This window comes from Fulvivirga sp. AWR4_260, assembly GCF_056158185.1.
The window spans coordinates 2,046,177-2,069,131 of sequence record NZ_JBSWSU010000015.1 but is presented as its reverse complement, the minus strand read 5'-3'; the positions used below and the strand labels follow the sequence as shown (position 1 = coordinate 2,069,131).

Below are 22,955 nucleotides of genomic sequence, written 5' to 3'. Positions count from 1 at the left end.
CCTACAACAACTACTTTTTATACACTTTAAATGTTTGCGTTTTACCCGCAACAGAAAGCCTGATAAAATACATTCCTGAAGGAACACCAGCAGCATTCCATTCTACAATATGATTACCAGCACTTAAAACTTCATTTTTAAGGTCTACTACTTTCTCGCCTAATACACTATACACAGTAAGCGTAGCAGCTCCTTTGGCTTCCATTACGAAAGACACTTTAGTTGATCCTGTGAAAGGATTTGGGTAACTCTTAAATGCAGCATCTACAACCGGAGTTTCTTCAGCAGCGATACGTGCATTCATTACACCATCCAAATATGGTCTGTAGTTATTCACGTATTCGTTACCATTGAATAAATCCCAGTTAATAGACCAAGTCATCAAACCTCTAAAGTTAGGGTAACCACCACCGTTCTGCATAGTATAGCTACCACCGAAAGATTGTCCTTTAATGATGTAATCTAAAGCCTTTTTCACCTCAGAAGGCTGAGTATAACCACCACCCGCAGCTTGAGGTGAAGAAGGAATACCAATAGCTACTTGGTCAGGTCTTAATGCAGGGAAGTCTACTGGGTTATTAGCAACAGGGAATCCACTTAAAAGCATATCAGCCATTGCCACGTGAAAGTCAGCAGTAGCTTGTGAATAACACTTACCATCTAAGCCTAACATACAACCACTATTATAATGCTGCACATGGATGTAATCCATTTTATCTCTTAAAGCATAAATTACAGGAAGGTAAGCACCAAAAATGCTAGCATACTGGCTGTAACCACCTTGAACAAAAGCCGTTTCCGGAGCCATTGATAATACAAAGTCATCACCATAGTTATTGATGATAGTTTTAGCTCCTTTAATGAAGTAAACTATTTTATCGGATACAGGATTTCTAAAGTCGTTATCACCACCAGCTAATGAAAGTGAAGTTCCTTCTAAATCAATATCCATACCGCTAAAGCCATAGCTATTGATAATTTCTATCATTGTGCTACTGAAAGCCTGAGCTTCTTGATCATTAGTTACGTGAATCGCTCCTTCTGCTCCTCCTATCGAGATTAAAACTTTTTTACCTTGACCCTTTAAATAAGCTACATCATCCTTAAACTCTTGAATTGAAGTATAAATAGCATTATCTGGCTCGAATACCATGTGATTGCCTATAGGTGTTGAAGGAACAGCGAAAGACACATTGATCACATCCCATTTAGGAGATACATTTCGTAGTTTAACTACACCCGAACCATTCTCAAAGTTGTGCCAATATCCAACCATAATTTTATTTGGTATATCGCCACCATTTCCACCACCATCACCATCAGAGATAACTGAAATATTAACAGCAGCAGAAGTAGTGCTAGCTCCACCATTATCATATGCCACAGCAGTTAAAGAATAATTACCTGCGTAGCTTCCGCTCCATGTATAAGCATATGGGCTGCTTGTATCTTCTCCCATGTATGCTCCATTTCTATAAAATTCTACTTTCGTAATATTGCCATCAGCATCAGAAGCATTAGCACTTATTGTAATATTACTTCCTGCATCAAATGAGCTACCTGATGAGGGAGAAGAAATGCTTACTGAAGGAGACTCATTATCTCCTCCTCCATTGTTTCCTCCATCACACTCACTTACAAAACTCCATGCATCTTCCCAGTACTGACCTACTCCTGGCTCATAAGCCCAAGAAGCATTTGATGAACACCATCCTGGAATATTACACTCGTATACGCCTCCTGCATTTGATACCTCTTGTCCTTGTGTATAGCTAGAACCAGCGTTGTAAGAAGGCAAACCATCACACCCGGCACCGCCACCGCCATTATCACCACCATCATTATCTCCGGTAGTTACGGCTACACTTACTGAAGAGGAAGTAGTTACCGCAGCATCATTATCGTATGCTTTAGCTGTAAAACTAAAGCTACCTGTGCTAGCAGCCGACCAGCTAAAGCTATAAGGAGCACTTGAATCTTCTCCTAATTTATTAGCACCCTGATAAAATTCTACCTTAGCAATACTACCATCGCTATCACTAGCTGAAGCCGTTAAAGTTACGGTAGCACCTACCTCTACAGATGATGCAGAAGCAGAAAGGCTTACACTAGGAGCTTGGTTAGAAGTACCTCCTCCTCCATCACATGCTCCTAAATTGGCCCATTGCTCGTATGGGTCGGAGTTTTGTGCTGGATTATTTCCTTGAGTCCAATAATTTGCTTTGTAGCGAACTCCTTCAAAAACTACTTCATCACCACTAACATATACAGCGCTTGAACTCCATTCTGGCAAACCACTGCAGTCAATATCTCTGGCAGATATCAAATGCATGCTGCTAAATAGAATAATTACAACACCTGCAAGCCGCACTAAGCTCTTAGGGCGAGGTAAAGTTTGATAAACTTGTTTCATGTTGGTTTAATTTATATGGAAAATAAATATTACCCTGCCATACAATATCAGCCTTAGTTGGTATAGCTGATATCAAAACAGAATAATCTGACTCTTTACGAAATTAAATAGAATTGGCGTGCTGCGTTATCGTACACACTATGGGATAATGTAGATTGATCAGCACGCCTAAATGCAATAAACAGGCAATAAAACTTGAATATTTTACCTCATACCAGAGCGGTATGTCGGGGGTTTGGGTTAGGTTGAATAAGGTCATTATAAATTTGGGTATAGGTTTTTGGTTGTTTGAGCAAATACGAAATAGTATTTATTCAGGTTACTAATTATCTAATTAAATAGATAAATTCAACTTTATTAGCTGACCTGCATTTTATCATAGCTAAATGGCAATTATTAACGATGGTTGACAAATGTATTATCGGGAGATTCACGAATTTGCCTTACGGTGCTTATCCCACCAAACATAAATACAGAACAATAGCAGTGAAACCGCTGAACCCCATATTAAACCTGTTTTCAAGCGATCCGTATTATCTCCAAGGTAGGCAATAAGAAAAGTTAATGGGGCAATACCTATTAGTGTAGAACCAATAAACTTCCAGTAGCCCATTCTAATAATACCTCCCACAAAGCTGATAGCATCGTTAGACAAAAAGGGACTGACTCTTGTTACTATTACGGCCCAAAAACCGTAAGATTCAACAAAATTTGTGATTTTACTTTCAGTTTTCTCTCCTATCAAGCGCTGTATTAAAGGAGCTCCAAAATTAAAGCCTATAGCATACCCTATACTAGAAGCCACAAAAACTGAAAAGAATACAATAAGGCTACCCCAAATTTTACCATACGCAAGTACTGCCACAACCATAAGTAAAGGCGAGGGAATAACAATTAGAAACATCTGAACAATCATGCACAGCACAATTATAGACGGTCCCCAAAAACCAAACTGCTTTACCCATTGCTGAGTGGCATCTTTATCTTCACTTAGTAGTACATGCCACGCTTCCTTGCAAAACTGCTGAACAGAGGGAATAAAAAAATAACTACAAACCACTGCTAAAAATATAGCACCCGACAAATACAGTGGTAATTTACTCTTCTTTGAATTAGACTTATTCTCCCTCATGTAGTCAATTTTAAGATTATTAACTACTCAGTGAGGTTGAATGTTTATACTACTAACCCAGAGAAAATAGTGGCAATTTAATTATCGCTATTAAATTTTCTGGTAATTTCTATAAAGCCTTGGGCTATAGAAATTTCTCTATATCTGATCTTCTCTAATGTCTCATCTAAACTTATTAAAAAATCGACTTTCTCATTTTCTGATAATGAGTTAAGGCCATATGCACTAATCTTCGATCTCCTTCTATTATTTTCCATAGTGTCTCAATTTTGAAAAAAATATTACATCAATCATACCAATTATTGCTAAACCGTTCTCAAGGCCATAATTGGCATTTATATAGTAATTCAAATGTTATACAGATTCTCAAAATGAGAAATTTTGGTTTAAATCGGAAAATTTTACTGATAATTTTACATAAGAATATGTTTTTCTCCTTTAAATGGTACACATGTTACGTCTCAAGAATTGAGATCAATGAGAATTCTATTCAGTTTATAGAAAGAAATAAACTATTACTCTCCCATACTAGAAATTTATTTTTCAAGTGCGTACATTCATCTAGTTAAATCACAATCAATAAACCTCCGAAAATATTGAATCATGAAATTTCATTTTGAAATTAGTAGAAGATTTAACTACATTGCCAACAATTTAAAACCCAACTAACCTAACCCTAATGCCTTATCTTACTCATCTACAACCTGTAACAAACCATCTTCCCTAAGAATATTTAATTTTTCACTGTAGCATTCGTTAGCTAAAAGGATTCAGCAACCTTCGCTAATACCTCGAATTATACAGTGTATTGTACAATTATAAACCTAACCCAATGAAAAAGTTAATGGTCTATGCGATGTCATTAGCATTAATGCTAGCATCGTGCAGTGAAGCGGACGTAAAAACGCGCACTGAAGAACAAGCGGAAGCGGTTAACGCTTCTGAAAGTGCTATCCAAGCAAGAGTAGCACCTGCCGAGTACGGTACCTACACCATACAAAATAGACTTACTGGTAAGTTTATGGAAGTTGGAGGACCATATGAAGGCAAGTATGATAACTTAACCAAAATGGTGCAGTTTGGCGCTCCTTTTGGAAATCCTACTTGGCAAAAGTGGTTATTCAACTACAAATTCACCGAAAATGGTATTCGTTATTATGAAATAGTAAACCATTATAGCGGCAAAGCACTTGATGTTGATGCAGGAAGAAAAGATGTAAATCTTCAATTACAACAGTGGAATCGTAATGGATTTGCACCTCAATTATTCGAATTAAGATTAATTGCAGGTACTGACAATTATTATCACATCATTAATAAAGCTTCAGGATTAGCATTAACTGTACTTAATAACAACACTGCAGATGATGTAGCTATAGTGCAGGCGCCTCTTGGTCAAGGTTACAATCAGGATTGGGCTTTTCAGTCATTACCTCAAGAAAGTTACCCTGATGATGAAGTTATCAGATTCTTCCAAAGAAATAACAAAAGTCTAGGATCTGTGGCTTGGGATCAAGGAAGTAGTATTCCATTAAAATGGGCACCCAATGCGGGTAAAACACTTTGGGTAACACAAGATGCTTGGGATGGCAGTTCTTTTATGGATGACTACAGATTCCCTTGTAATTACTTCTTCTCTTATAGTAACTCCATTTTTATTCACGATGAAAAAAATTGGAACCCTAATGATGCTCTTAACCTATTAAGACCTGGCATAGATAGGCCTAAACAAATCTGTGATGTACAGCCTGGAAATACTTTTGCTTGGCCAAGTAATGGTGTAGAAATTGATAATAAAGTATACATGCACTGTGGTGAAGGAAATGGTTTAGTGGGTACTCAGCAGTCACTATATGTACTTACTGAAAGTGGTGATAGAAGCAGCTGGAAAGTAGAAAGAAAACTAATTCCGGGTTTATCTAACCAGCAAGAAGTTGGTTATGCCCATGGTATGGTTAAAGAAGATGATGGCTATGTGTATGTGTTTGGTACCAAAGTAAAAAGCTACGGATATGCTAATGATGTGTATGTAGCTCGTTTCCACACCTCTACCCCATTTGAATGGGAATATTATAATGGTTTTATCTTTGATAAAAACCCTCATGGCGTTCCCGTTACTGAAGGATACGGCACTGTATCTATCAACAAAGTAAATGGTAAATATGTAATGATTTCTATGGATCAAGGTTTTAACAGATGTGACCCTGAAGATAGAAAATACATTTTCAGTGCTTGGGCCGATAACCCTTGGGGACCATATACCCAACTAAAAAAGGTATATGAAATTACCGATAGATTTGAAGACAATTGGGCGAGATACTATACCCCTAACATCCATCCGCAATATAATAATGGCAAAAATGAGATGTTAATGACATACTCACTTAATTACTCTGCTTGTCAGGAAGATGCATGTGTAGACGGTGGCATTGACCCAGACTACTACAGATTGAGAGCTATTAGAATACCTTATAGCTTAATAGGAATTTAATCTACTTTATTGCTGGTAAAATAGAATTAAAAAGAAACCAGGTTGAGTATTCAATGACTCAACCTGGTTCTTCATTATATCAACCGAACAAATATGCATCACTACCTATGATGCGGCTGCAAGCCATAACATGTATAACCAACATATTAATCTAAACCTAAAATGAAAAGAATCTTTATCTATGCGATAAGCATGGCAATAGCCTTGGCTTCCTGTGAAGATGTGCAGATAGAAACTAAAAATGATGAATTGAATCAACACTCAATATCATCGCAAAATAGCTCGGCAAGGGTGGCTCCTGCTGATTATGGAACATATACCATTCAGAGCAGGCTCACTGATAAATACCTAGAAATTGGTGGCCCTTATGAAAGTAAGTATGACAACAAATCAAAGCTAGTACAATATGCCGCACCATTTGGGCCTGCAAAATGGCAAAAATGGCTATTTAACTACAAAAAGACCGAAAATGGTATTCGTTATTACGAAATAATCAACCATTATAGCGGAAAAGCCCTAGATGTAGATGGAGGCAGAAATGAGGTTAACCTTCAGCTACAACAATGGAATAGGAACAACATGGATCCTCAACTATTTCAATTAAGAGCCATACCCGGAGCTGACGGATATTTCAATATTATTAATAAGGCCTCAGGACTTGCATTATCATTATTAAATGCAGGAACAGATAACGATGTAGCTGTAGTACAAGCACCCCTTGGGCAAGGCTGGAATCAGGACTGGTACTTCAACCCACTAGAGCAAGATAGCTACCCTGATGATCAGGTAATCAGATTCTTCCAAAGAAACAACAAAGATTTAGGATCTGTGGCTTGGGACCAAGGAAGTAGTATAGCATTAAGCTGGGGACCGAATGCAGGGAAAAACCTTTGGGTAACGCAAGATGCTTTTGATGGATTTTCATTTCAAGATAATTTCACCTTTTACTGCAACCATTTCTTCTCTTACGGAAACTCTATTTTAATACAACCACCAAACAATTGGGATCCTAATGCTACATTAAACATGGAAACTCCCAATGGGTATGCACCCGAGTTAATCTGTGACATTCAGCCTGGTCATACTTTCGCGTGGCCAAGCAATGGTGTAGAGATTGGAAACAAAGTATATATGCACTGTGGTGAAGGTAGCGGATTAGAAGCACTAGACCAGTCTATCTATGTATTGACTGAAAGCGCTGACAGAAAAGGCTGGGGAGTAGAAAGAAAGCTAGTAAAAGGCGTTTCTGGCCAAGTAGATATCAACTACACATCAGGCATGGTTAAGGATAATAACTATGTATATGTATTCGGAACTAAAGGTAAAAACTACGGATTAGAAAATGATGTATTCTGCGCTAGGTTTAACGTAAACACGCCTCTTGAGTGGGAATTTTATGGAGGTTTCTTATTTGGTAAAGATGTAACCACACCCGTACCTGTAGCATCAGTAAAAGCCACAGTAGCTGTAACTAAATTTAATGGCAAATATGTAATGATCTCTATGGATCAAGGCTTCTTGAGATGTGAAGGTGAGGATAATAACGAAAGGTGGATTTATGCATCGTATGCTGATAACCCTTGGGGACCTTATTCGCCTCTCAAAAAAGTATATCAAATTACAGACAGATATGCTGGAAACTGGGCCAGATATTACACCCCTAATGTACACCCGCAATACAACAACGGCAAAAACGAGTTGTTAATGACATATTCATTAAACTACTCTGCCTGTGGTGTGGACTGGTGCCAAAATGGAGGTATAGACCCAGACTATTATAGACTTAGAGCCATAAGAATACCTACTAGCCTTATGGGCATGTAATTATTTTATAGACATCATTTAAACAAAAAAGGAGCTGCATAGCTCCTTTTTTGTTATTCTTAATAAAAACCAGACCGTGATAAAAGTCCGGTTCTTCTGTTTTACCCACACCCACAAATTGGTCTTAGCGGACGCTACGACCAGTTGGGCATCGAAGGGCAATTTAAAATATAATTACTGAATCTAAACATATCAAATTGACTTTTGAGAAAGTCGTTTCCGATGTTATAGGTAAGAAAAATCCGTTTGTTTTTTTTAAAAAAAGGATCTTCATTTTTTTTATCTTATTAGCTGACCCTTCTCTTGAGGCTTCAGTAATTTCTTCTTCCAAAATATTATAGAATTCAAAGGGCAGTTCTAAACTCATCTCTACCTTTTCTCCTTGAGATAACTCTAACTTTCTGTTTGAAGCAAATAATCTCACAGTATCTTTATTAGAAGCTAAGTAAAATGCTGCAAGGCTATCATTTTGATTAATTTTTGTAAAAAGGAATTCATCTAACAGCTTATCTGATTTATTTAATATTTCAATATTAAATGATAAGAACTCAGGTTTATAATTTCTTTCTGACCTCTTAAAAAGATTATAATTCATGAAATGATAGTCAATGTCAACTTCAAGAAAATTGACTTTAATATTGTTATTATCGTTTGTCTTCTCACATGAAAAGGCAAACAATGATAACAATGCCACCATTAATATTCTACCTGAATGACGGATCATTTCTTGTGATGATTTCCTTTTGTAAGCCAGAAGGCAACATTTTAAATGTTGAATGCTTTTGTTATAAATCATATGCTTTATAATGATCAATGCCATTATTAAATTTAAGTATATTATGTCCTTTCCATTCGTGTATACCCAAATAATTCTGGATAATCTCAACGGTTGAAAGTTCATCAAAACTCCTACTGTTAATGTTGATTTTCATTTGATTCGGATTTGCACGATAACGACCTACACGATCTGGTGAATTAAATCCTTGTGGGATATTATTTCTAGATCTATTATTATAGATGGAAACACTACCATTAAACAATTTTGAAAAATCTAAATCTTTCATTTGCTTAAGCAAGTGGGTATAAATTGACGCACGTGCCTTGAGACTCATTAATGACAAAGCCAAATAATTAACAAAAACTCCATGTTCAGCTAAACCTGTAACGAAGTCATGGTCTAAAATTCTTGCTCCATTTCCTGTCAAAGCATTATATGTGGTTTCTTTCATTATTATAACATCCCCAGAAAAACCTTCACTGTCTACCCCTAAAAACTTACTGTCGGTTCCGTATATAGGAGAATCATCCAAACCTCCATCAGTATCAACTCTATTCACTGGATTATTGCCCATACCCATATATGAAGTGGAGTATTGCCCAGCAGGGTCAGTAGCCATCCACCTCCCAATCACCGGGTCACACATCCTGAGTTCAAAGCTATTCCAGCCTGTTTCTTCGTCTTTTTCCGCAAAGTCACCTTGATATCCGTATCTAAACTCCTCGCGGTTTATGCTTCTTTCCTCAATGGCTAGCCCTAATCCCACTTCAAATATAAGCCTTAAATCTATAAGAATACATGCGAGCTTCTGCTTCTACCACATTAGCTTATTCTAATAAAAACCAGGCCTCTTTTAAAAGTCTGCATCTTATATTTTGCCAGTATGCGCAGATTGGTCTTAGCGCACGCTACGACCAGTTGGGGTACGCGTACAGCTTAGCTACGCGCGCTAGGTTGGGCTAATATCCCATAACCATATACTGATTCTCAGCTAACACAACTTTGAATGATTTTCGAAAGCTACCATCTAAATATTGTGGTTTTAACATGATTATACGTTCTTTCACATCAAAACCTGTCAAATCACAGGCATACATAAATGCTAGTGTGTGGTCATAGGCAACATTAACAGCTCCGCAAAATCCATATTCAACTAATTCTGATGAACCTTGCTTCAAAATCTTGTAATCCTCATTAGATAAGTTCCATTCACTTAAAAATTCTGCAGTTATTAAAGAATCTGCAATGTTATTTAAATAAAAAACATCATTAATAAATTCCCAGCCAGCAACACGGACAGAATCCGGTTTTCTTAAGCTTTTTATTAAACTAACCTGACTTTGCATTATTGAATCGACACGAGACAAATCTTTAGGATCAATTTCAATCCTTGTTCCTCCTTCATTAAATCCACATGAAGAAAAAAATAAGCTAAGAATAGAGTAAATAAAAAATCTCATCTTCTATAGCCTTGATTAATCCTTGAATTGTCTCTTGCCTCATCAAAATAAGAACCGGGGCATCCTAATGGATAACTATTTCTTCGTATTGTCGGTAAGCCGTGTAAATCACCACTTTTTATATAAGCCCATTCAAAGCCTTTAGACAATTGATTTAGCCCAGCTCCCAATTGGGCAATAAATTGACTTAGTTCAAAGGCCTGAGCTGCTACTCCATAATTATAGTTTCCATAATCATCATACCTAAAAATTGTTCCACCATATATAGAATATTCTCCCAATTCTTTAAAACCCATACCATGTGTCTTTAAATCCATCACAGCACCATCAGTAACCATATCATTAAATGCTTTAAGCCTGTCATAAGATTTCAGCCAACCACCAGTCTTATAAAAATACTCACCTTTAATTTTTCGAGCTAAATCCGTAAAAGTTATTTCAGTATTGTTCACAACTGCATTAAACATGCTCGTAAAATTCTGTAGATATGTCCCTTCTGCCGTTCTATAAATTTCATTACCATCTTGAATAATTCTATCAAAAGTGTCCTCCGTCCGAACTACATTCAAAATATTCCCATCCGAATCAATATGATAGTCATCTAACACTTCACCTCCGTTTGGATCAACTCCATTAACTGGATTATTAACCATGCCATTGTAAGGCGAAAAGAATTGATTTTTAGGATCAATCGTTGCCCACCTACCCACAATCGCATCATACATCCTCAATTCAAAACTGTTCCAGCTTGTTTCTTCGTCTTTTCCGCAAAGTTACCTTGATATCCGTATCTAAATTCCTCACGGTCTATGCTTCTTTCCTCAATGGCTAGCCCTAATCCCACTTCAAATATAAGCCTTAAATCGACAAGAATACATGCGAGCTTCCACTTCTACCACGTTAGCTTATTCTAATAAAAACTAGGCCTCTTTTAAAAGTCTGCATATTATATTTACCTGTATGCACAGATTAGTCTTAGCGGACGCTACGACCAGTTGGGGCTAATAACAACCATATTTCTTACTCTTGAATATTCTTACAATTTAAATTACGCTCAATCTCCCGCAGAGTTATGTTGCTATCAAAAATAGCATAAAGTTCAATCAATTGACTTAGTGATTCTGCCTCCCATGCGTTTTTATTGTAGTCAACGTTATTTAAAAATTTCTCAATTTCTTTTTTTGAAACTCCATCATTAATTAGTTTCTCAATTTCAACAATATATTGAGAAGCTGTATCAACATGATTTGGCCAATCCTGCATAGCAGTTTGGAAAATTTTACAGCCATCGTGCTGTTGTTTTACTGAGAATATTAAATCTTTCATAACAACCTTCTAAACTGCCTTTGATGCCAGTTATTATACTTCTGTTTCACGTCAAAGACTTTACCATTCCTGTTATTTCTAAAGTAGTGTGTTTCTACCTTTGCTTCATTTATCCTTCCTACTTCATAAACTTTAACCCAATCTCCCTTTGACGTAGCATTAAGGACTCTTCGTAATCATGTTTTTTTTTATATGAACTGTTAGTTTAGCAATAGCTTCATAGCCTTTGCCTATAACCGAGGGAACTGATGGTTGCAGAGTCAAAGTATTTGTTGCTAACCGTAAGCCGCTATCCATTCCCGAACCACCTGCCATCGCTTGAATAGTATACAAATCTTTCATCACGCCAACCCGTTCAGCAATAGCAGGTTGCATAGCGGAATTTACTATTCTATTGGCTTCTGTGAGAGCATTACTTTGTTCTTGTGACCAATCACGCATAAATTGGGTATTGGTCATTACATTATCCCGTACACCATCGGCCCAAGATCGCATTCCATCTGCAAACCTTCCGCGGTCATGGCCGTACATAAAGATAACCCCATCATACATTCTGAGTTCAAAACTATTCCAGCCTGTTTCTTCGTCTTTTTCAGCAAAGTTACCTTGATACCCGTATTTAATGCTTCTTTCCTCTATGACTAAAACTAATCCCACTTTAAATATAAGCCTTAAATCGATAAGAATAAATGCAAGCTTCCGCTTCTACCACATTAGCTTATTCTAATAAAAACCAGACCCTGATATAAGTCTGGTTCTTCTATTTTACCTGTATGCACAGATTGGTCTTAGCGGATGCTAAGACCAGTTGGGGACCAGCCAGAGAAACTCACACTAACTGGCAACTTTTCCCATATTATAAAGAGCAATAAACAAAGAAGTATATATTAAAGTAACTAAAATATTTATCGCTATCTTATAATTTCTCGCCACAAAATCTCCACTTGTATTATTTAGAACAAACCAAGGGAAAAAGAACATTATCTCATTCAGATTATAGTCCCAGAATGAATCTGTATTGAATTTACTAAAAGATCCGTAATGAACCTTATTCTTAGAATTAGTTTTGCCTAGTCTAGTATATAGCTTTCTATGCAAAATATTCTTTATATAGCCTAGCAGCCCACACCAGAACAAAAACATAATCACCTTCTCTAAAAACATATATTAATGCACTGTTATCTTTACTCCTCCAATTGATGGGACCTCAACAACAGCTAAATGATTTATTGCCACTTTATCACTATTATCATCTGACCCCCACCATGTAACTTTGTCTCCATATGTTCCTTCTAAATTATTAACACTGTATTCTGCTTCAGCTTTCCAATTTATCACATCCGTAGATAAAAGATCAATTTTATAACCAGACACCCCTATATCTCCATAACTAAGTAGCCCATAGCTTCCAGTTGCTTCCACATTCCCGCAAAATAAAACATCCACATTTCTAAAAAAAGACAGCCCATCTGATTGGTAAATGAATTCATAACCAACAGCTGTTAAGGTACCAAATTCGGAATGATCTGTATAAGTAAAAGATCTAGAATACCCCCACTCTCCTCCTGATTCACATACACCGTTCATTCTAAATCCATTTCTCCACCATGCTCCAAATTTAGAGAAACTCCCATCAGGATCAATCAAACTAACCGGATTATGGCCCATATCCAAGTAAGAACTATAGTATTGCCCAGCAGGATCAGTAGTCATCCACCTCCCAATACCCCCATCATACATTCTGAATTCAAAACTATTCCAGCCTGTTTCTTCGTCTTTTTCTGCAAAGTCACCTTGATATCCGTATCTAAATTCCTCTCGGTCTATGCTTCTTTCCTCTATGGCTAGCCCTAATCCCACTTTAAATATAAGCCTTAAATCGATAAGAATACATGCTAGCTTCCGCTTCTACCACGTTGGCTTATTCTAAAAAAACCAGACCTCTTTTAAAAGTCTGCATCTTATATCTTACCTGTATGCACAGATTGGTCTTAGCGGACGCTACGACCAGTTGGGGGGTAGCTACTATCTATATTTTTCTAATTCTCGTACAGAAAAATACTTACTCCTATTAAAATCAATTGATAACATATTTTTTAGTAATTCTTTATTCATTGATTGACCTTCTTCAGTCAATTTAATGATTTCTTGCAAATACTTTTTGTCTTGAGTAATTCGAAATAGACAAAATGCAGCTTTTAGCTGTGCATTTTGATAAAAGCTTCCATCTTCCAGTATATTAGTCAGTGCAACAAATAATCTTTCTATGTAATTGAACTTTGGCTGACTTATTAAATAGGACAATACTGAAGATACTACATAGCTTTCTTCTTCAGCATTATTTTTGAGAAAATTAATGCATGTCTGATAAGGCAAATTCAAACTTTCTATGGTGGCAAAATCTATTAAATCAGAGACAAAATCTCTGTCTTCATCATTAAGATTAGCTATAATATAGGACTCAATAAATGATCTCTGCTCTTCGGTAAAATAAGCATATTCGATCAGGAAGTCACCTATTAAGGACTTTTCAGGTATATTAAGAATATAAATAACATCTTCAATGCTTAACTGATTTCTAGCACTTGAATTAGTCAACACCTCCCTCAGGGCCATGCTAGCTATTGGATATTCAAGTGAAATTAATCTTTGCGCAAGTTTTTTATTTTTTACTACCACCTTTATTATGTCTTGAACCTCTTTCTCCTGTATTTTTTTCGTGTCTTTTAGTTTTTGAGCGTCCTTTTTACTGATAGTACCATTCTGGCGCTGCTGGCGTAATCGATCTAGTCGTCAGGAGTTAACTTACCATTATTCTTACCTCTTTTTGCAAATTTATGATAAGAATTATGAATATTTACTAACGCTATACCAGTCGTGACCACACCTTCTGTAGCAATGGCTACCCCACCTACTGCAATTGCACCAGCTGCTAGAGCCCCTCCTCCCATTGGAGGTGTTATTACCCCTCCTATAGCTCCTCCTGTAGCTATAGTTTTCCCTAAATATACTTCGGCACACTCATAGCGACACCAACTAAATCACCTAGGAACTGACCATTCTTAAAAGATTTATTTCCCAAATGATCTCGCCCATCCGGATCATACATTTTTAAAGGATTGTTACCTATCTCAATATAAGATGAAAAGCCTACTTTTTTAGGATCAGTAGCATCCACCTGCCAATAACAGGATCATACATCCTTAAATCAAAACTATTCCAGCCTGTTTCTTCGTCTTTTTCGGCAAAGTCACCTTGATATCGGTATCTTAACTCCTCGCGGTTTATGCTTCTTTCCTCAATGGCTAGACCTAGCACTCCTTCAAATATACTCCTTAAAGCTATTAGAATATGTACCAATCTCATTTATATGTAATTATATTACATATAAATTTAACATTAAAGCAACACATAAATGGTTTTTTCAGGTAATGAACCGCAATCATTCTCCATTCAAAATATACGGTGAAATATAAACAAGAAAAGCCACTACCTTCCGGCAGTGGCTTTTTTATATGATTCAAGCTTTAGCTTAATTAATCGTATGTTGACCTAAATCGTCCCAGTCATCTATAGGCTTCACTATCCACTCTGAATTATCAGCATCAGTACCAGCAGAAGTAGTCCAGTCGCCACCATTACCATGAGTAACAGATGGCTTTCTTATTAATGTATGATCTTTTGTAGCTGCAGACTCACCAGCTACGTCCCAACCACTTCCTGGGTCAGCCTGCCAATCTCCTATCATATCTACTATTTCATAATTAGTCATTTCCCCTGCATCTATCAGCCCATTTTCATTGGCATCATTCCAATCTCCTACTTTAGCCAAAGCAAAACCATCATTCCCATTACTAAGCCTTTTTGAAGTCTCATTTGCCTTAGGCAATATATTATCTACATCTGCAGATGAATGTGTGATAATATATACTCCTCCCGGTTGAATTTGTGCTCCTTCGGGAAAAGAGTTCCAATATTCATAATTTCCTTCTGACTCTGCTCCATTGGTAACATTAGGGTATCCATAACCGCTCAAATCTATAATCTCATTAGTTGGGTTATAAATCTCTAGATATTTATTGTTAGAACTACCTTCAGCATACTCAGAGAAAAACAAAGTTAAATCACTGCCTCCGCCACCTCCATTTCCTTGTTCTTCTATATCAGTCCTTAATTGTGGCATTAATTGGAATGTACCATTATAAACTCCCACTAGCCCTTTGATATTAACAGTAGCCTGAGGCAACGCATCTGTCTTAAAAGGTGTACCTGCAGATACGTAGGTAACCCCAGAGTTTGATCCATCAGTAATATTTTGAGCACCACTGAACGTTACAGTACCATCTGCAGCTTTATAAGTAACATTACTTATTTGAACATATTGGGCTTCATAGTCTCCAGAATTTAATTCGGCAATAGTAATCGCTTTAGGTGCAGGCAGACCTGGTTTTCCAGCCAATCCTCCATTTACTAAGGGGACTTCTATTTGTAACAAACCATTAAAGTCTTTAATTTTTGCCCCTAAAAGATCGACCCAAACTTGATCGCCTTGCTCAAAACCATGCGCTTCATCAAAACGCACAACTATACCAGCTGTTCCATCTTGGATATAAATATTCTGATTATTAGTAGGGCCCACTATGGAAGTAACAATACCGTAAATAATATCACTTTCTTCAACTTCAATGACGCTACCACTGTAGAGAGCTCTAACCTCGGCAATAGTCTTCGTTACTTCAGGAGCTTCTGGCTCCTCTGGCTCTCCAGGTTCTCCTGGCTCCTCTTCTCCTCCCTCATCAAGTACAAGTCTTAAATCCTGCACTAAAGTCTTACCTAAAATTACTCCACCGCTAGCACTTGATATAGTGGCTTTAATATTTACATTATCATTCTTTACTACAATATCAAATGCTAGAAATTTATCACCAGCGTCTACATCAAAAGTTATTGTACCGTTCTCTGCAGAAGGGGAAGTGGTATAGTCAGTTCCGTAAGTACCGCCAGTAAGTTCAACAGTAAAGCTTCCTCCATTTAACGCATTTTCACTTAATACTATAGGAATTACATCTTTATTAGTAACAGTTGTATAATCTTTAATAAAGGTAGCTTCAACAGGCTCAAGCATATCATCATCGTCACTACAACTATATGCAGTCAGCACCACGATCACACCTAACAAATAGTTGAATACGCGCTTAGTTTTTAATAAAGTTGAATTTTTCATCATATTACAGTTATGCTTGAATTAATTTCTGGTAACAACAAAATTATCTAAACTCCACATAGCCGCAGCGCTTGCTGTACTTGTATACTTTATAGCTATGTATACTTGGCTACCTGCAAATTGACTTAAGGAAATACTACCTGTTGACACCCAATTATAGGCATCAATATTAGTATCTAAAGTTCCTTGAACTTCTGTCCAATTGGCTGAAGAAGGTGCTGACGAGCCATCATAATCTGTAGACACTAAAAACTGAATGTCGCTACCTTTAAAACGTTTATCGACATCTATTGAAAAATACGGAGTAGTTAAACCTTCGAGCGAAATTGATGGACTGATAAGCCAATCTTCATTTATATTATTTACTCCATTGGCATATCCACTGGCTCTTACACCACCTCCAGACTGTCCCTCATCAATACACTCCCAAGTTTCGTCTCCCGAAACACTATAGGCCGTAAAAGAGTTGAGCGCATCACAATTATCAAACTCTTCAGAGTATATAGAGTTATCCTCTTTAATTAAAACACCACTCAGTTTTACATTATCTACCTGCCACTGAGCTCCATCTTGTGCATCCACAGCTACAAAGTGAAAAGCTATATATCCTTCTCCTTCAATATTTGATAAATCTAATACCCCTGAATCAGTAAAAGTACCATAACCAGAGCCTCTTTTAGGATCTAAAGCTGGGTTCAGTTTAATCTTAGTAGCATCATCAGGATCTCCTCCATTATAGTCTTGGATTACATAAACCTCTAAAAGATTATTACTTGTATTATATCCAGTTGTGGTTTGGAAAGTGAGATACTCCCCAAAATAATTATCAAAATTGAAACTGGAAGATATTAACCAAGTATTTGTTAAACTATCACTATCATAATTTGAGGCTACAGCAAAGTTATTTTCATTAAAATCATCCATTTTCCATGAATTAGATAAGGAATGAGTATATGTTGTCCAATTACCTAAACCTGCCTCAAAATCCTCTTCAAAAACCATATCCTCATTCATTACATATAGATAGAAAGTATTTTGTGGACCTATTCCCTCAATACCTCCTGTAACATCTACTATTCTGAACTGAGATATATAATCTGTAGAAATTTCATCATTATTGACTCTTACGTAAACCGAATCTTTAGTCTTATTACCTGAAAAATTGAAGGTAATGTGATCGTTTTCATCAGGGGCTGGCTCAAGGTTTAAATAACCTGCGTTAGATACATCTAACACAACACTTCCGCCACTTTTCCCTAAGATTTTACTAATTTCTAGAACTATTTTTACGCGCTCCGGTCCACTCCCTTCATATAAAGAATCGGCAATTGAAGGAAAGAAATTAGCCGTAGCGGCATCTGTTATATAATCTTCTTCATCTCTACACGAAAAGGTAAATAGTGCAATTAATAAAGAAAATAGAAATGTATATTTTATCATATCTGTTGCTAATAAGAGATATTAAGTCAATTTAAATAAGCTTCAATTAGAATTGAACTGATAGGCCAATATTAAAAGTTCTAGGATATCCATATCCGTTCTGAACTATATTAGAGTAGTAACTCGCCCATCTCACATACTTTTCATTCGTAACATTTTGAACGTTAGCAGTGATACGACCAGATATTTTATCTGAAAGATCAAAATATCTTCCCACATATAAGTTTAGCGTCTGATAGCTAGGGTACTCTTCGCTAATGATATCTCTGGTAATGTAACCTTCTAATAAATCCTCAGGACTAAAGCTAATCGGAATTCTATCATAGAAATTTAAACGACCACCAATGTACATATCTTTAATACCGCTATAATGGAAGTTAATACCCGCAGAAGTTTGTGCAGAAGTACCCACTTTAATGCCTTTAATATCTAAAGTTTTTTGATCTAAAATTTCACCTGCTTCATTTTGATATACCGTGGTAGGATTATTATCCCACTGCCAATCACCTAATGAGAGATAACCTCCTATATCAAATGATGGGAATAACTGATAAGAGAAATCAGCTTCTATACCTTTGTGTACAGATCTCAATCCATTGATCACTCCTGGCACATCAGAACTAAGCAAGTTTTCATTATTCTCATCGCCTAAATCATAGTTATATGTAGTAGTACGATCCATCCATCTTAAATAATAAACATTTATATTGGCTTTAACTCTACTTGTTCTATAACTGTAGCCTGCTTCTCCAGAGGCAATTTTTTCAGTAGTGATTCCATCTCTATAAAGATTGCTATACCTGCTATCAGCAAAAGCATTTTGCATAAATGGAGGTCTTGTGAAATACCCACCATTAATATATACATTATGACGGTTTGTAGGTCTGTAGCTAAAACCACCTTTTAAAGTGTAAGTAGTAAAGCTTCTTTTAGAACTCTCCCCAAGAGAATTTGTAGTATAGATATCTCTTCCATTCCAAAAACGACCAATTCTTTCGTAAGTAGTATTAGTAACACTTGCCGTTGCAAATGCTGTATAATTATCTCCATTGTATTCTGCCTGACCAAAAATAGCAGCCCAATCTACATTACCATCATAATCATAATTGGTCTTATCTCCCACCTTAGCTATGTCATTAGACACAAGCTTATTCATATCATCGCCATACGAACTTTTGTTATAAATAAAGTCTCCGCCAAAAAGCTCGTATACCTCAGCATAATGTCTCCCTCTGTATCTTCTTAAATCAACTCCAGCCAATAAGTCTACGTTCCCTATAGTCTTCTTAACATTTGAAATTAAACCTAACCAGTTATGCTTATTGTATCTAGCCTCAGAATAAAATCTTGAAACTCTACCTGTATATGATGGTGTATTTATATCCCCATTTGGATTATAAACAGTTGCTTCGTTTTGGTTAAAAGAGGATAAATAATCAAAATTAATAAGACCATCAGTGGTGAATGCTTGATTAAAATCAACTCCATAAGATCCGAAATCTGGATTATTAGGATTTCTAAAAGGTAAAAATCTTGAATTCTCAGCATCTACCGGCTGAGTACTATATACATCAGCGAAAGATGCATAAACAGAAGTACTCACATGCGTAGTGGCGTCAATATCCCAATAATGAGAAAGGGCCATTAAAGGCTTATGCAATTTATTTTGACGAACGTTATAAAGGTCTCCTTTATAATAACCAAGTGCGTTGTTTACATTGGGATCAGTTATATTAAAAGTCTCTCTGGTTTCTTCATCAACAATAAGTGCCGAACCTCTATCTATTGGCGCACCAAAACCCCAAAACATCAATTGGTGCTTATCATTTATCTTCTTAGAAATAGACAAATAGTATGACCAAGCATCTACATAAGCACCGGGCACCATGCTCCCTCCTTTGCGACTATCACGTCCTTCTATTGCTGAGTTGGTAGTAGTTCTTGATCCTTGAAAACTTGCAGACCAACCTTTTCCAAATTCACCCGTATGGTAAGTAAATCTCAAGCGCTGATTCCAAGCTCCCTGACCAAATTGGTATTCTATCTTGCCTCCTTCTTTATTAGAAGAGGGCTTAGTAATCATATTTACAGTTCCTCCTATAGAACTTATGGCCAATTTAGAAGCTCCCAAGCCTCTTTGTACCTGCATTTGACGAGTTACTTCGTTCAATCCTGCAAAGTTAGACCAGTACATTCTACCATCCTCCATGTCATTAACAGGAATACCGTTTACTAAAAACGCGATATTAGATTGATCAAAACCTCTAATATAAACCTCCTGATCGCCATAGCCTCCATTACCCTGCGTGGCATATACTCCTGGAGTATTCTGCATAATGTCAGCCAAAGACTCTCCACTAAAACGCTCATCAATATCTTTTGCGCTGATAGAGGTTACGGCTATTGGAGTTTTTCTGTCATCAACCACAGAAGCAAACACCTCAACCTCCTGCAAACCAACCGCTGAAGATGCAAGTTGTACTGCCGCAGCTTCTGAAGTTTCACCTTCTTTCACCTCTACTTTTAAAGAAAAGTCTTCATATCCTACATATGAAATTTTTACTATATGGCTCCCAACAGACACATTTTTAATCAGATATTCTCCTTGAAGATCTGCAATGCCTCCTTTGGTGGTACCGTTTACAATTACTGATGCTCCAATTAATGGCTCACCTGTTTCTTTATCTAACACTTTACCGTGAATGCTTCCATTCTGAGCCCACAGTGTAGTTTGTAAAGTAACTAATAAGAGAACTAGTAAATTTTTTACCATTTAGAATAGTTTTTGTAAATAATTAAATCCAATCTAAGAGACAAGCACTGTCTTCCCAAAAAGGTTACAAACTTAATATTATCATTATTAAGCAATTACAAAGCTATGTTATTAAATCATTAACTTTCTTACATTGAATTATTTTTGCCGGATTTTACCTAAACTTGCATTTCATCATTATTTTACATTGAGTATGACGGGAAGATTTTTATTACTATTAACCATCTGCTTAGGAGTAAATTACAACCATCTAAGCGCCCAAAACTCTCCTACCCCTATCGGCCTTGTGGGGTTTTATAATTTAGAAAATTTATTTGACACTGAAGACGATCCTGCCATTAAGGATGAAGAATATTTGCCTGAAGGCAAAAATGAATGGACGCAAGAACGCTATCATGAAAAACTTCAGCATATGGCTTCGGTAATAAAGGCTATGGCTGGTGGCCCCGATATATTGGGAGTTGCTGAAATTGAAAACCGAAAAGTTTTGGAGGATCTGGTAACAACTCCTGAGCTGATAGGCAATCATTATCAAATAGTTCAGTTTGATAGTCCTGACTTGAGAGGGATAGATGTGGCTTTAATCTATAAACCAAAGAGCTATCAACCTTTCGTGGTAAAAAGAATTCCTTTTATAGATGAGAGTGACCCCGAATTTAAAACCAGAGATATGCTTTGGACAAAAGGCTTATTTCATGGCGACACCTTAAATATGGTAGTATGCCATTGGCCATCGCGCAGAGGAGGCAAAGAAGAAAAAAGACTGATTGCCGGCCAGATACTACGTCATGCGGTGGATTCGGTTCAAAGTATTAACCCAAATGCTAAAATCATAATTATGGGAGACTTTAATGATGACCCTAGCAACAAGAGCATTAGCAAATACCTCAATACTGACAATAAAATCAGTAAGCTCGAAAAAGGACAATTGTACAACACATCTGAAGATACCTTTAAAAAGGGATATGGCACTTTGTACTACAAAGGCACTTGGAATCTTTTTGATCAAATTATAATCTCTCAGTCGCTGTTAAAAGGCAAATCAGATAATTATTACTATTTACCTGATTCATATACTCCTTTTGGCCCTGCGTGGATGAGGGTGCAAGAAGGACAATATAAAGGTGCTCCTTTTAGAACATTTTCATACGGCAAATATCAGGGAGGATACAGTGATCACTTCCCTTCATTAATAACTATAGGTAAATGAAACGCACAAATTTTTACTATTTAACATTATTGCTCTTAAGCTTAACTCTATTCAGCTGCTCTGATGATGACACCACCGTAATTGTTATACCAGATGATGAACCTGAATATGGAGATTCTGATGCCCCTTGTTTTGTGACCACTGATGAAAACAACCTAGATGTGCTTACATGGAACATAGAGCACTTTTCAGCAGAACAAACCGACATTGAAAAACTAAAAGAGCTTATAAAAGAAATAAGCCCTGATGTAATGGTTGGTATCGAAATTATGAATGTAGAAGACTTTATGGCCATAGGAGATGACTTAGATGGGTACGAAGCCATAGTAGAAGATGTGCCATACTCACTAAATTTCGGGTTTTTATTTAAAACCTCTGAAATCACTGAAATAAGTTCTACTTCAAGAATAGAAACTATTAACACTAGGCCTGGTGTACAAGTAACTGTTAAGCACAAAAACGGACTAGAAGCAACAGTAATAGCTCTACATCTAAAATGTTGTAGCGATGGTGTAGATAAGAGATCTGAGGCTAGTTATTATTTAAAAGAACACATTGACAATAACCTAGCAAATAAAAATGTGATCGTTGTTGGAGATTATAATGGTGAAATTTTAGAAAGAAGTGAATTCTCCAATATTATTAATGACAGTACTAATTATAAATTCACTGACATGGAAATAGCCAAAGGGAATCCTGCTAACTGGAGTTACCCAAGCTGGCCTAGTCATTTAGATCATATACTTATTACTAATGAACTATTCGACAATTTTAATCAGGTAAATGTTTTAGCTATTGATAACTGCTATCCTGATTATGAGAAAAACATTTCAGACCACAGACCTCTGATAGCAAGTTTTAAAGCTGATTAAAATAAAAAAGGG

19 protein-coding genes and 1 pseudogene are annotated in these 22,955 nt (G+C 36.6%); 4 read left to right on the top strand and 16 right to left on the bottom strand.

Going from position 1 to position 22,955, the window contains the following annotated elements; genetic code table 11:
* Positions 1-10 precede the first annotated feature (10 nt).
* From ACXACQ_RS15200 to ACXACQ_RS15190, 3 genes are all read right to left on the bottom strand, one after another.
* On the bottom strand, positions 11-2,413 hold the full coding sequence (locus ACXACQ_RS15200) for an Ig-like domain-containing protein (protein ID WP_474976811.1): 2,403 nt from the start codon (positions 2,411-2,413) through the stop codon (positions 11-13).
* 430 nt (positions 2,414-2,843) lie between these two features.
* Positions 2,844-3,545, bottom strand: coding sequence for a TVP38/TMEM64 family protein (locus tag ACXACQ_RS15195; protein WP_474976810.1), 702 nt, complete (start codon positions 3,543-3,545; stop codon positions 2,844-2,846).
* A 77-nt stretch (positions 3,546-3,622) separates the two neighbouring features.
* On the bottom strand, positions 3,623-3,802 hold the full coding sequence (locus ACXACQ_RS15190; protein ID WP_474976809.1) for a hypothetical protein: 180 nt from the start codon (positions 3,800-3,802) through the stop codon (positions 3,623-3,625).
* A 575-nt stretch (positions 3,803-4,377) separates the two neighbouring features.
* On the opposite strand from ACXACQ_RS15190, the gene ACXACQ_RS15185 reads away from it, so the two are divergent.
* Positions 4,378-6,036: an RICIN domain-containing protein gene (locus tag ACXACQ_RS15185; protein WP_474976808.1), complete on the top strand. Its 1,659-nt coding sequence runs from the start codon at positions 4,378-4,380 to the stop codon at positions 6,034-6,036.
* Between the two features lie 162 nt (positions 6,037-6,198).
* Entirely contained in the window at positions 6,199-7,860 is a 1,662-nt protein-coding gene (locus ACXACQ_RS15180; RefSeq protein ID WP_474976807.1) for an RICIN domain-containing protein, read from the top strand.
* Positions 7,861-8,023: 163 nt separating this feature from the next.
* Here the strand turns inward: ACXACQ_RS15180 and ACXACQ_RS15175 are convergent, their stop codons facing one another.
* From ACXACQ_RS15175 to ACXACQ_RS15115, 13 genes and pseudogenes are all read right to left on the bottom strand, one after another.
* Positions 8,024-8,680, bottom strand: a complete 657-nt coding sequence (locus tag ACXACQ_RS15175) for a hypothetical protein (RefSeq protein ID WP_474976806.1) — start codon at positions 8,678-8,680, stop codon at positions 8,024-8,026.
* Positions 8,646-9,404 carry an RHS repeat-associated core domain-containing protein gene (locus ACXACQ_RS15170; protein ID WP_474976805.1) on the bottom strand — a complete coding sequence of 253 codons (759 nt, stop codon included), beginning with the start codon at positions 9,402-9,404 and terminating at the stop codon, positions 8,646-8,648. The genes ACXACQ_RS15175 and ACXACQ_RS15170 overlap by 35 nt, the downstream gene beginning before the upstream one ends.
* Before the next feature lie 193 nt (positions 9,405-9,597).
* Positions 9,598-10,098: a hypothetical protein gene (locus ACXACQ_RS15165; RefSeq protein WP_474976804.1), complete on the bottom strand. Its 501-nt coding sequence runs from the start codon at positions 10,096-10,098 to the stop codon at positions 9,598-9,600.
* Positions 10,095-10,847 (bottom strand): annotated as a pseudogene (locus ACXACQ_RS15160) (hypothetical protein); the annotation flags it as partial. The pseudogene ACXACQ_RS15160 and the gene ACXACQ_RS15165, both read right to left, overlap by 4 nt.
* Before the next feature lie 271 nt (positions 10,848-11,118).
* The gene (locus ACXACQ_RS15155) at positions 11,119-11,424 is read right to left on the bottom strand and encodes a hypothetical protein (RefSeq protein ID WP_474976803.1); all 306 of its coding nucleotides are present in this window, start codon (positions 11,422-11,424) and stop codon (positions 11,119-11,121) included.
* 159 nt (positions 11,425-11,583) lie between these two features.
* Positions 11,584-12,081: a hypothetical protein gene (locus ACXACQ_RS15150; protein ID WP_474976802.1), complete on the bottom strand. Its 498-nt coding sequence runs from the start codon at positions 12,079-12,081 to the stop codon at positions 11,584-11,586.
* 510 nt (positions 12,082-12,591) lie between these two features.
* Positions 12,592-13,284 (bottom strand): RHS repeat-associated core domain-containing protein, encoded by a 693-nt coding sequence (locus tag ACXACQ_RS15145; protein WP_474976801.1) that lies wholly within the window; start codon positions 13,282-13,284, stop codon positions 12,592-12,594.
* Between the two features lie 165 nt (positions 13,285-13,449).
* Entirely contained in the window at positions 13,450-14,040 is a 591-nt protein-coding gene (locus tag ACXACQ_RS15140; RefSeq protein ID WP_474976800.1) for a hypothetical protein, read from the bottom strand.
* A 170-nt stretch (positions 14,041-14,210) separates the two neighbouring features.
* Positions 14,211-14,375 (bottom strand): hypothetical protein, encoded by a 165-nt coding sequence (locus ACXACQ_RS15135; protein WP_474976799.1) that lies wholly within the window; start codon positions 14,373-14,375, stop codon positions 14,211-14,213.
* A 199-nt stretch (positions 14,376-14,574) separates the two neighbouring features.
* Complete coding sequence (locus ACXACQ_RS15130; RefSeq protein WP_474976798.1) at positions 14,575-14,790, bottom strand: hypothetical protein; 216 nt, start codon at positions 14,788-14,790, stop codon at positions 14,575-14,577.
* Between the two features lie 166 nt (positions 14,791-14,956).
* Positions 14,957-16,651, bottom strand: a complete 1,695-nt coding sequence (locus tag ACXACQ_RS15125; RefSeq protein ID WP_474976797.1) for a DUF5689 domain-containing protein — start codon at positions 16,649-16,651, stop codon at positions 14,957-14,959.
* A gap of 18 nt (positions 16,652-16,669) precedes the next feature.
* On the bottom strand, positions 16,670-18,088 hold the full coding sequence (locus ACXACQ_RS15120; RefSeq protein ID WP_474976796.1) for a choice-of-anchor J domain-containing protein: 1,419 nt from the start codon (positions 18,086-18,088) through the stop codon (positions 16,670-16,672).
* Positions 18,089-18,134: 46 nt separating this feature from the next.
* Positions 18,135-20,861, bottom strand: coding sequence for a TonB-dependent receptor (locus ACXACQ_RS15115; protein WP_474976795.1), 2,727 nt, complete (start codon positions 20,859-20,861; stop codon positions 18,135-18,137).
* Positions 20,862-21,054: 193 nt separating this feature from the next.
* Here ACXACQ_RS15115 and ACXACQ_RS15110 point away from each other — a divergent pair, with 193 nt between their 5' ends.
* Together ACXACQ_RS15110 and ACXACQ_RS15105 are read left to right on the top strand one after the other, a co-directional pair.
* Complete coding sequence (locus ACXACQ_RS15110; RefSeq protein ID WP_474976794.1) at positions 21,055-22,071, top strand: endonuclease/exonuclease/phosphatase family protein; 1,017 nt, start codon at positions 21,055-21,057, stop codon at positions 22,069-22,071.
* On the top strand, positions 22,068-22,943 hold the full coding sequence (locus tag ACXACQ_RS15105) for an endonuclease/exonuclease/phosphatase family protein (protein WP_474976793.1): 876 nt from the start codon (positions 22,068-22,070) through the stop codon (positions 22,941-22,943). Before ACXACQ_RS15110 ends, ACXACQ_RS15105 begins: the two co-directional genes overlap by 4 nt.
* Positions 22,944-22,955: the final 12 nt, after the last annotated feature.

Coding starts and splice junctions, on each gene's coding strand:
- ACXACQ_RS15175 (WP_474976806.1), bottom strand. CDS start 8,680: ATGGCATTGATCATTATAAAGCATATGATTTATAACAAAAGCATTCAA.
- ACXACQ_RS15190 (WP_474976809.1), bottom strand. CDS start 3,802: ATGGAAAATAATAGAAGGAGATCGAAGATTAGTGCATATGGCCTTAAC.
- ACXACQ_RS15140 (WP_474976800.1), bottom strand. CDS start 14,040: ATGGCCCTGAGGGAGGTGTTGACTAATTCAAGTGCTAGAAATCAGTTA.
- ACXACQ_RS15135 (WP_474976799.1), bottom strand. CDS start 14,375: ATGGGAGGAGGGGCTCTAGCAGCTGGTGCAATTGCAGTAGGTGGGGTA.
- ACXACQ_RS15125 (WP_474976797.1), bottom strand. CDS start 16,651: ATGATGAAAAATTCAACTTTATTAAAAACTAAGCGCGTATTCAACTAT.
- ACXACQ_RS15185 (WP_474976808.1), top strand. CDS start 4,378: ATGAAAAAGTTAATGGTCTATGCGATGTCATTAGCATTAATGCTAGCA.
- ACXACQ_RS15200 (WP_474976811.1), bottom strand. CDS start 2,413: ATGAAACAAGTTTATCAAACTTTACCTCGCCCTAAGAGCTTAGTGCGG.
- ACXACQ_RS15195 (WP_474976810.1), bottom strand. CDS start 3,545: ATGAGGGAGAATAAGTCTAATTCAAAGAAGAGTAAATTACCACTGTAT.
- ACXACQ_RS15105 (WP_474976793.1), top strand. CDS start 22,068: ATGAAACGCACAAATTTTTACTATTTAACATTATTGCTCTTAAGCTTA.
- ACXACQ_RS15130 (WP_474976798.1), bottom strand. CDS start 14,790: ATGAGATTGGTACATATTCTAATAGCTTTAAGGAGTATATTTGAAGGA.
- ACXACQ_RS15110 (WP_474976794.1), top strand. CDS start 21,055: ATGACGGGAAGATTTTTATTACTATTAACCATCTGCTTAGGAGTAAAT.
- ACXACQ_RS15120 (WP_474976796.1), bottom strand. CDS start 18,088: ATGATAAAATATACATTTCTATTTTCTTTATTAATTGCACTATTTACC.
- ACXACQ_RS15115 (WP_474976795.1), bottom strand. CDS start 20,861: ATGGTAAAAAATTTACTAGTTCTCTTATTAGTTACTTTACAAACTACA.
- ACXACQ_RS15155 (WP_474976803.1), bottom strand. CDS start 11,424: ATGAAAGATTTAATATTCTCAGTAAAACAACAGCACGATGGCTGTAAA.
- ACXACQ_RS15180 (WP_474976807.1), top strand. CDS start 6,199: ATGAAAAGAATCTTTATCTATGCGATAAGCATGGCAATAGCCTTGGCT.
- ACXACQ_RS15165 (WP_474976804.1), bottom strand. CDS start 10,098: ATGAGATTTTTTATTTACTCTATTCTTAGCTTATTTTTTTCTTCATGT.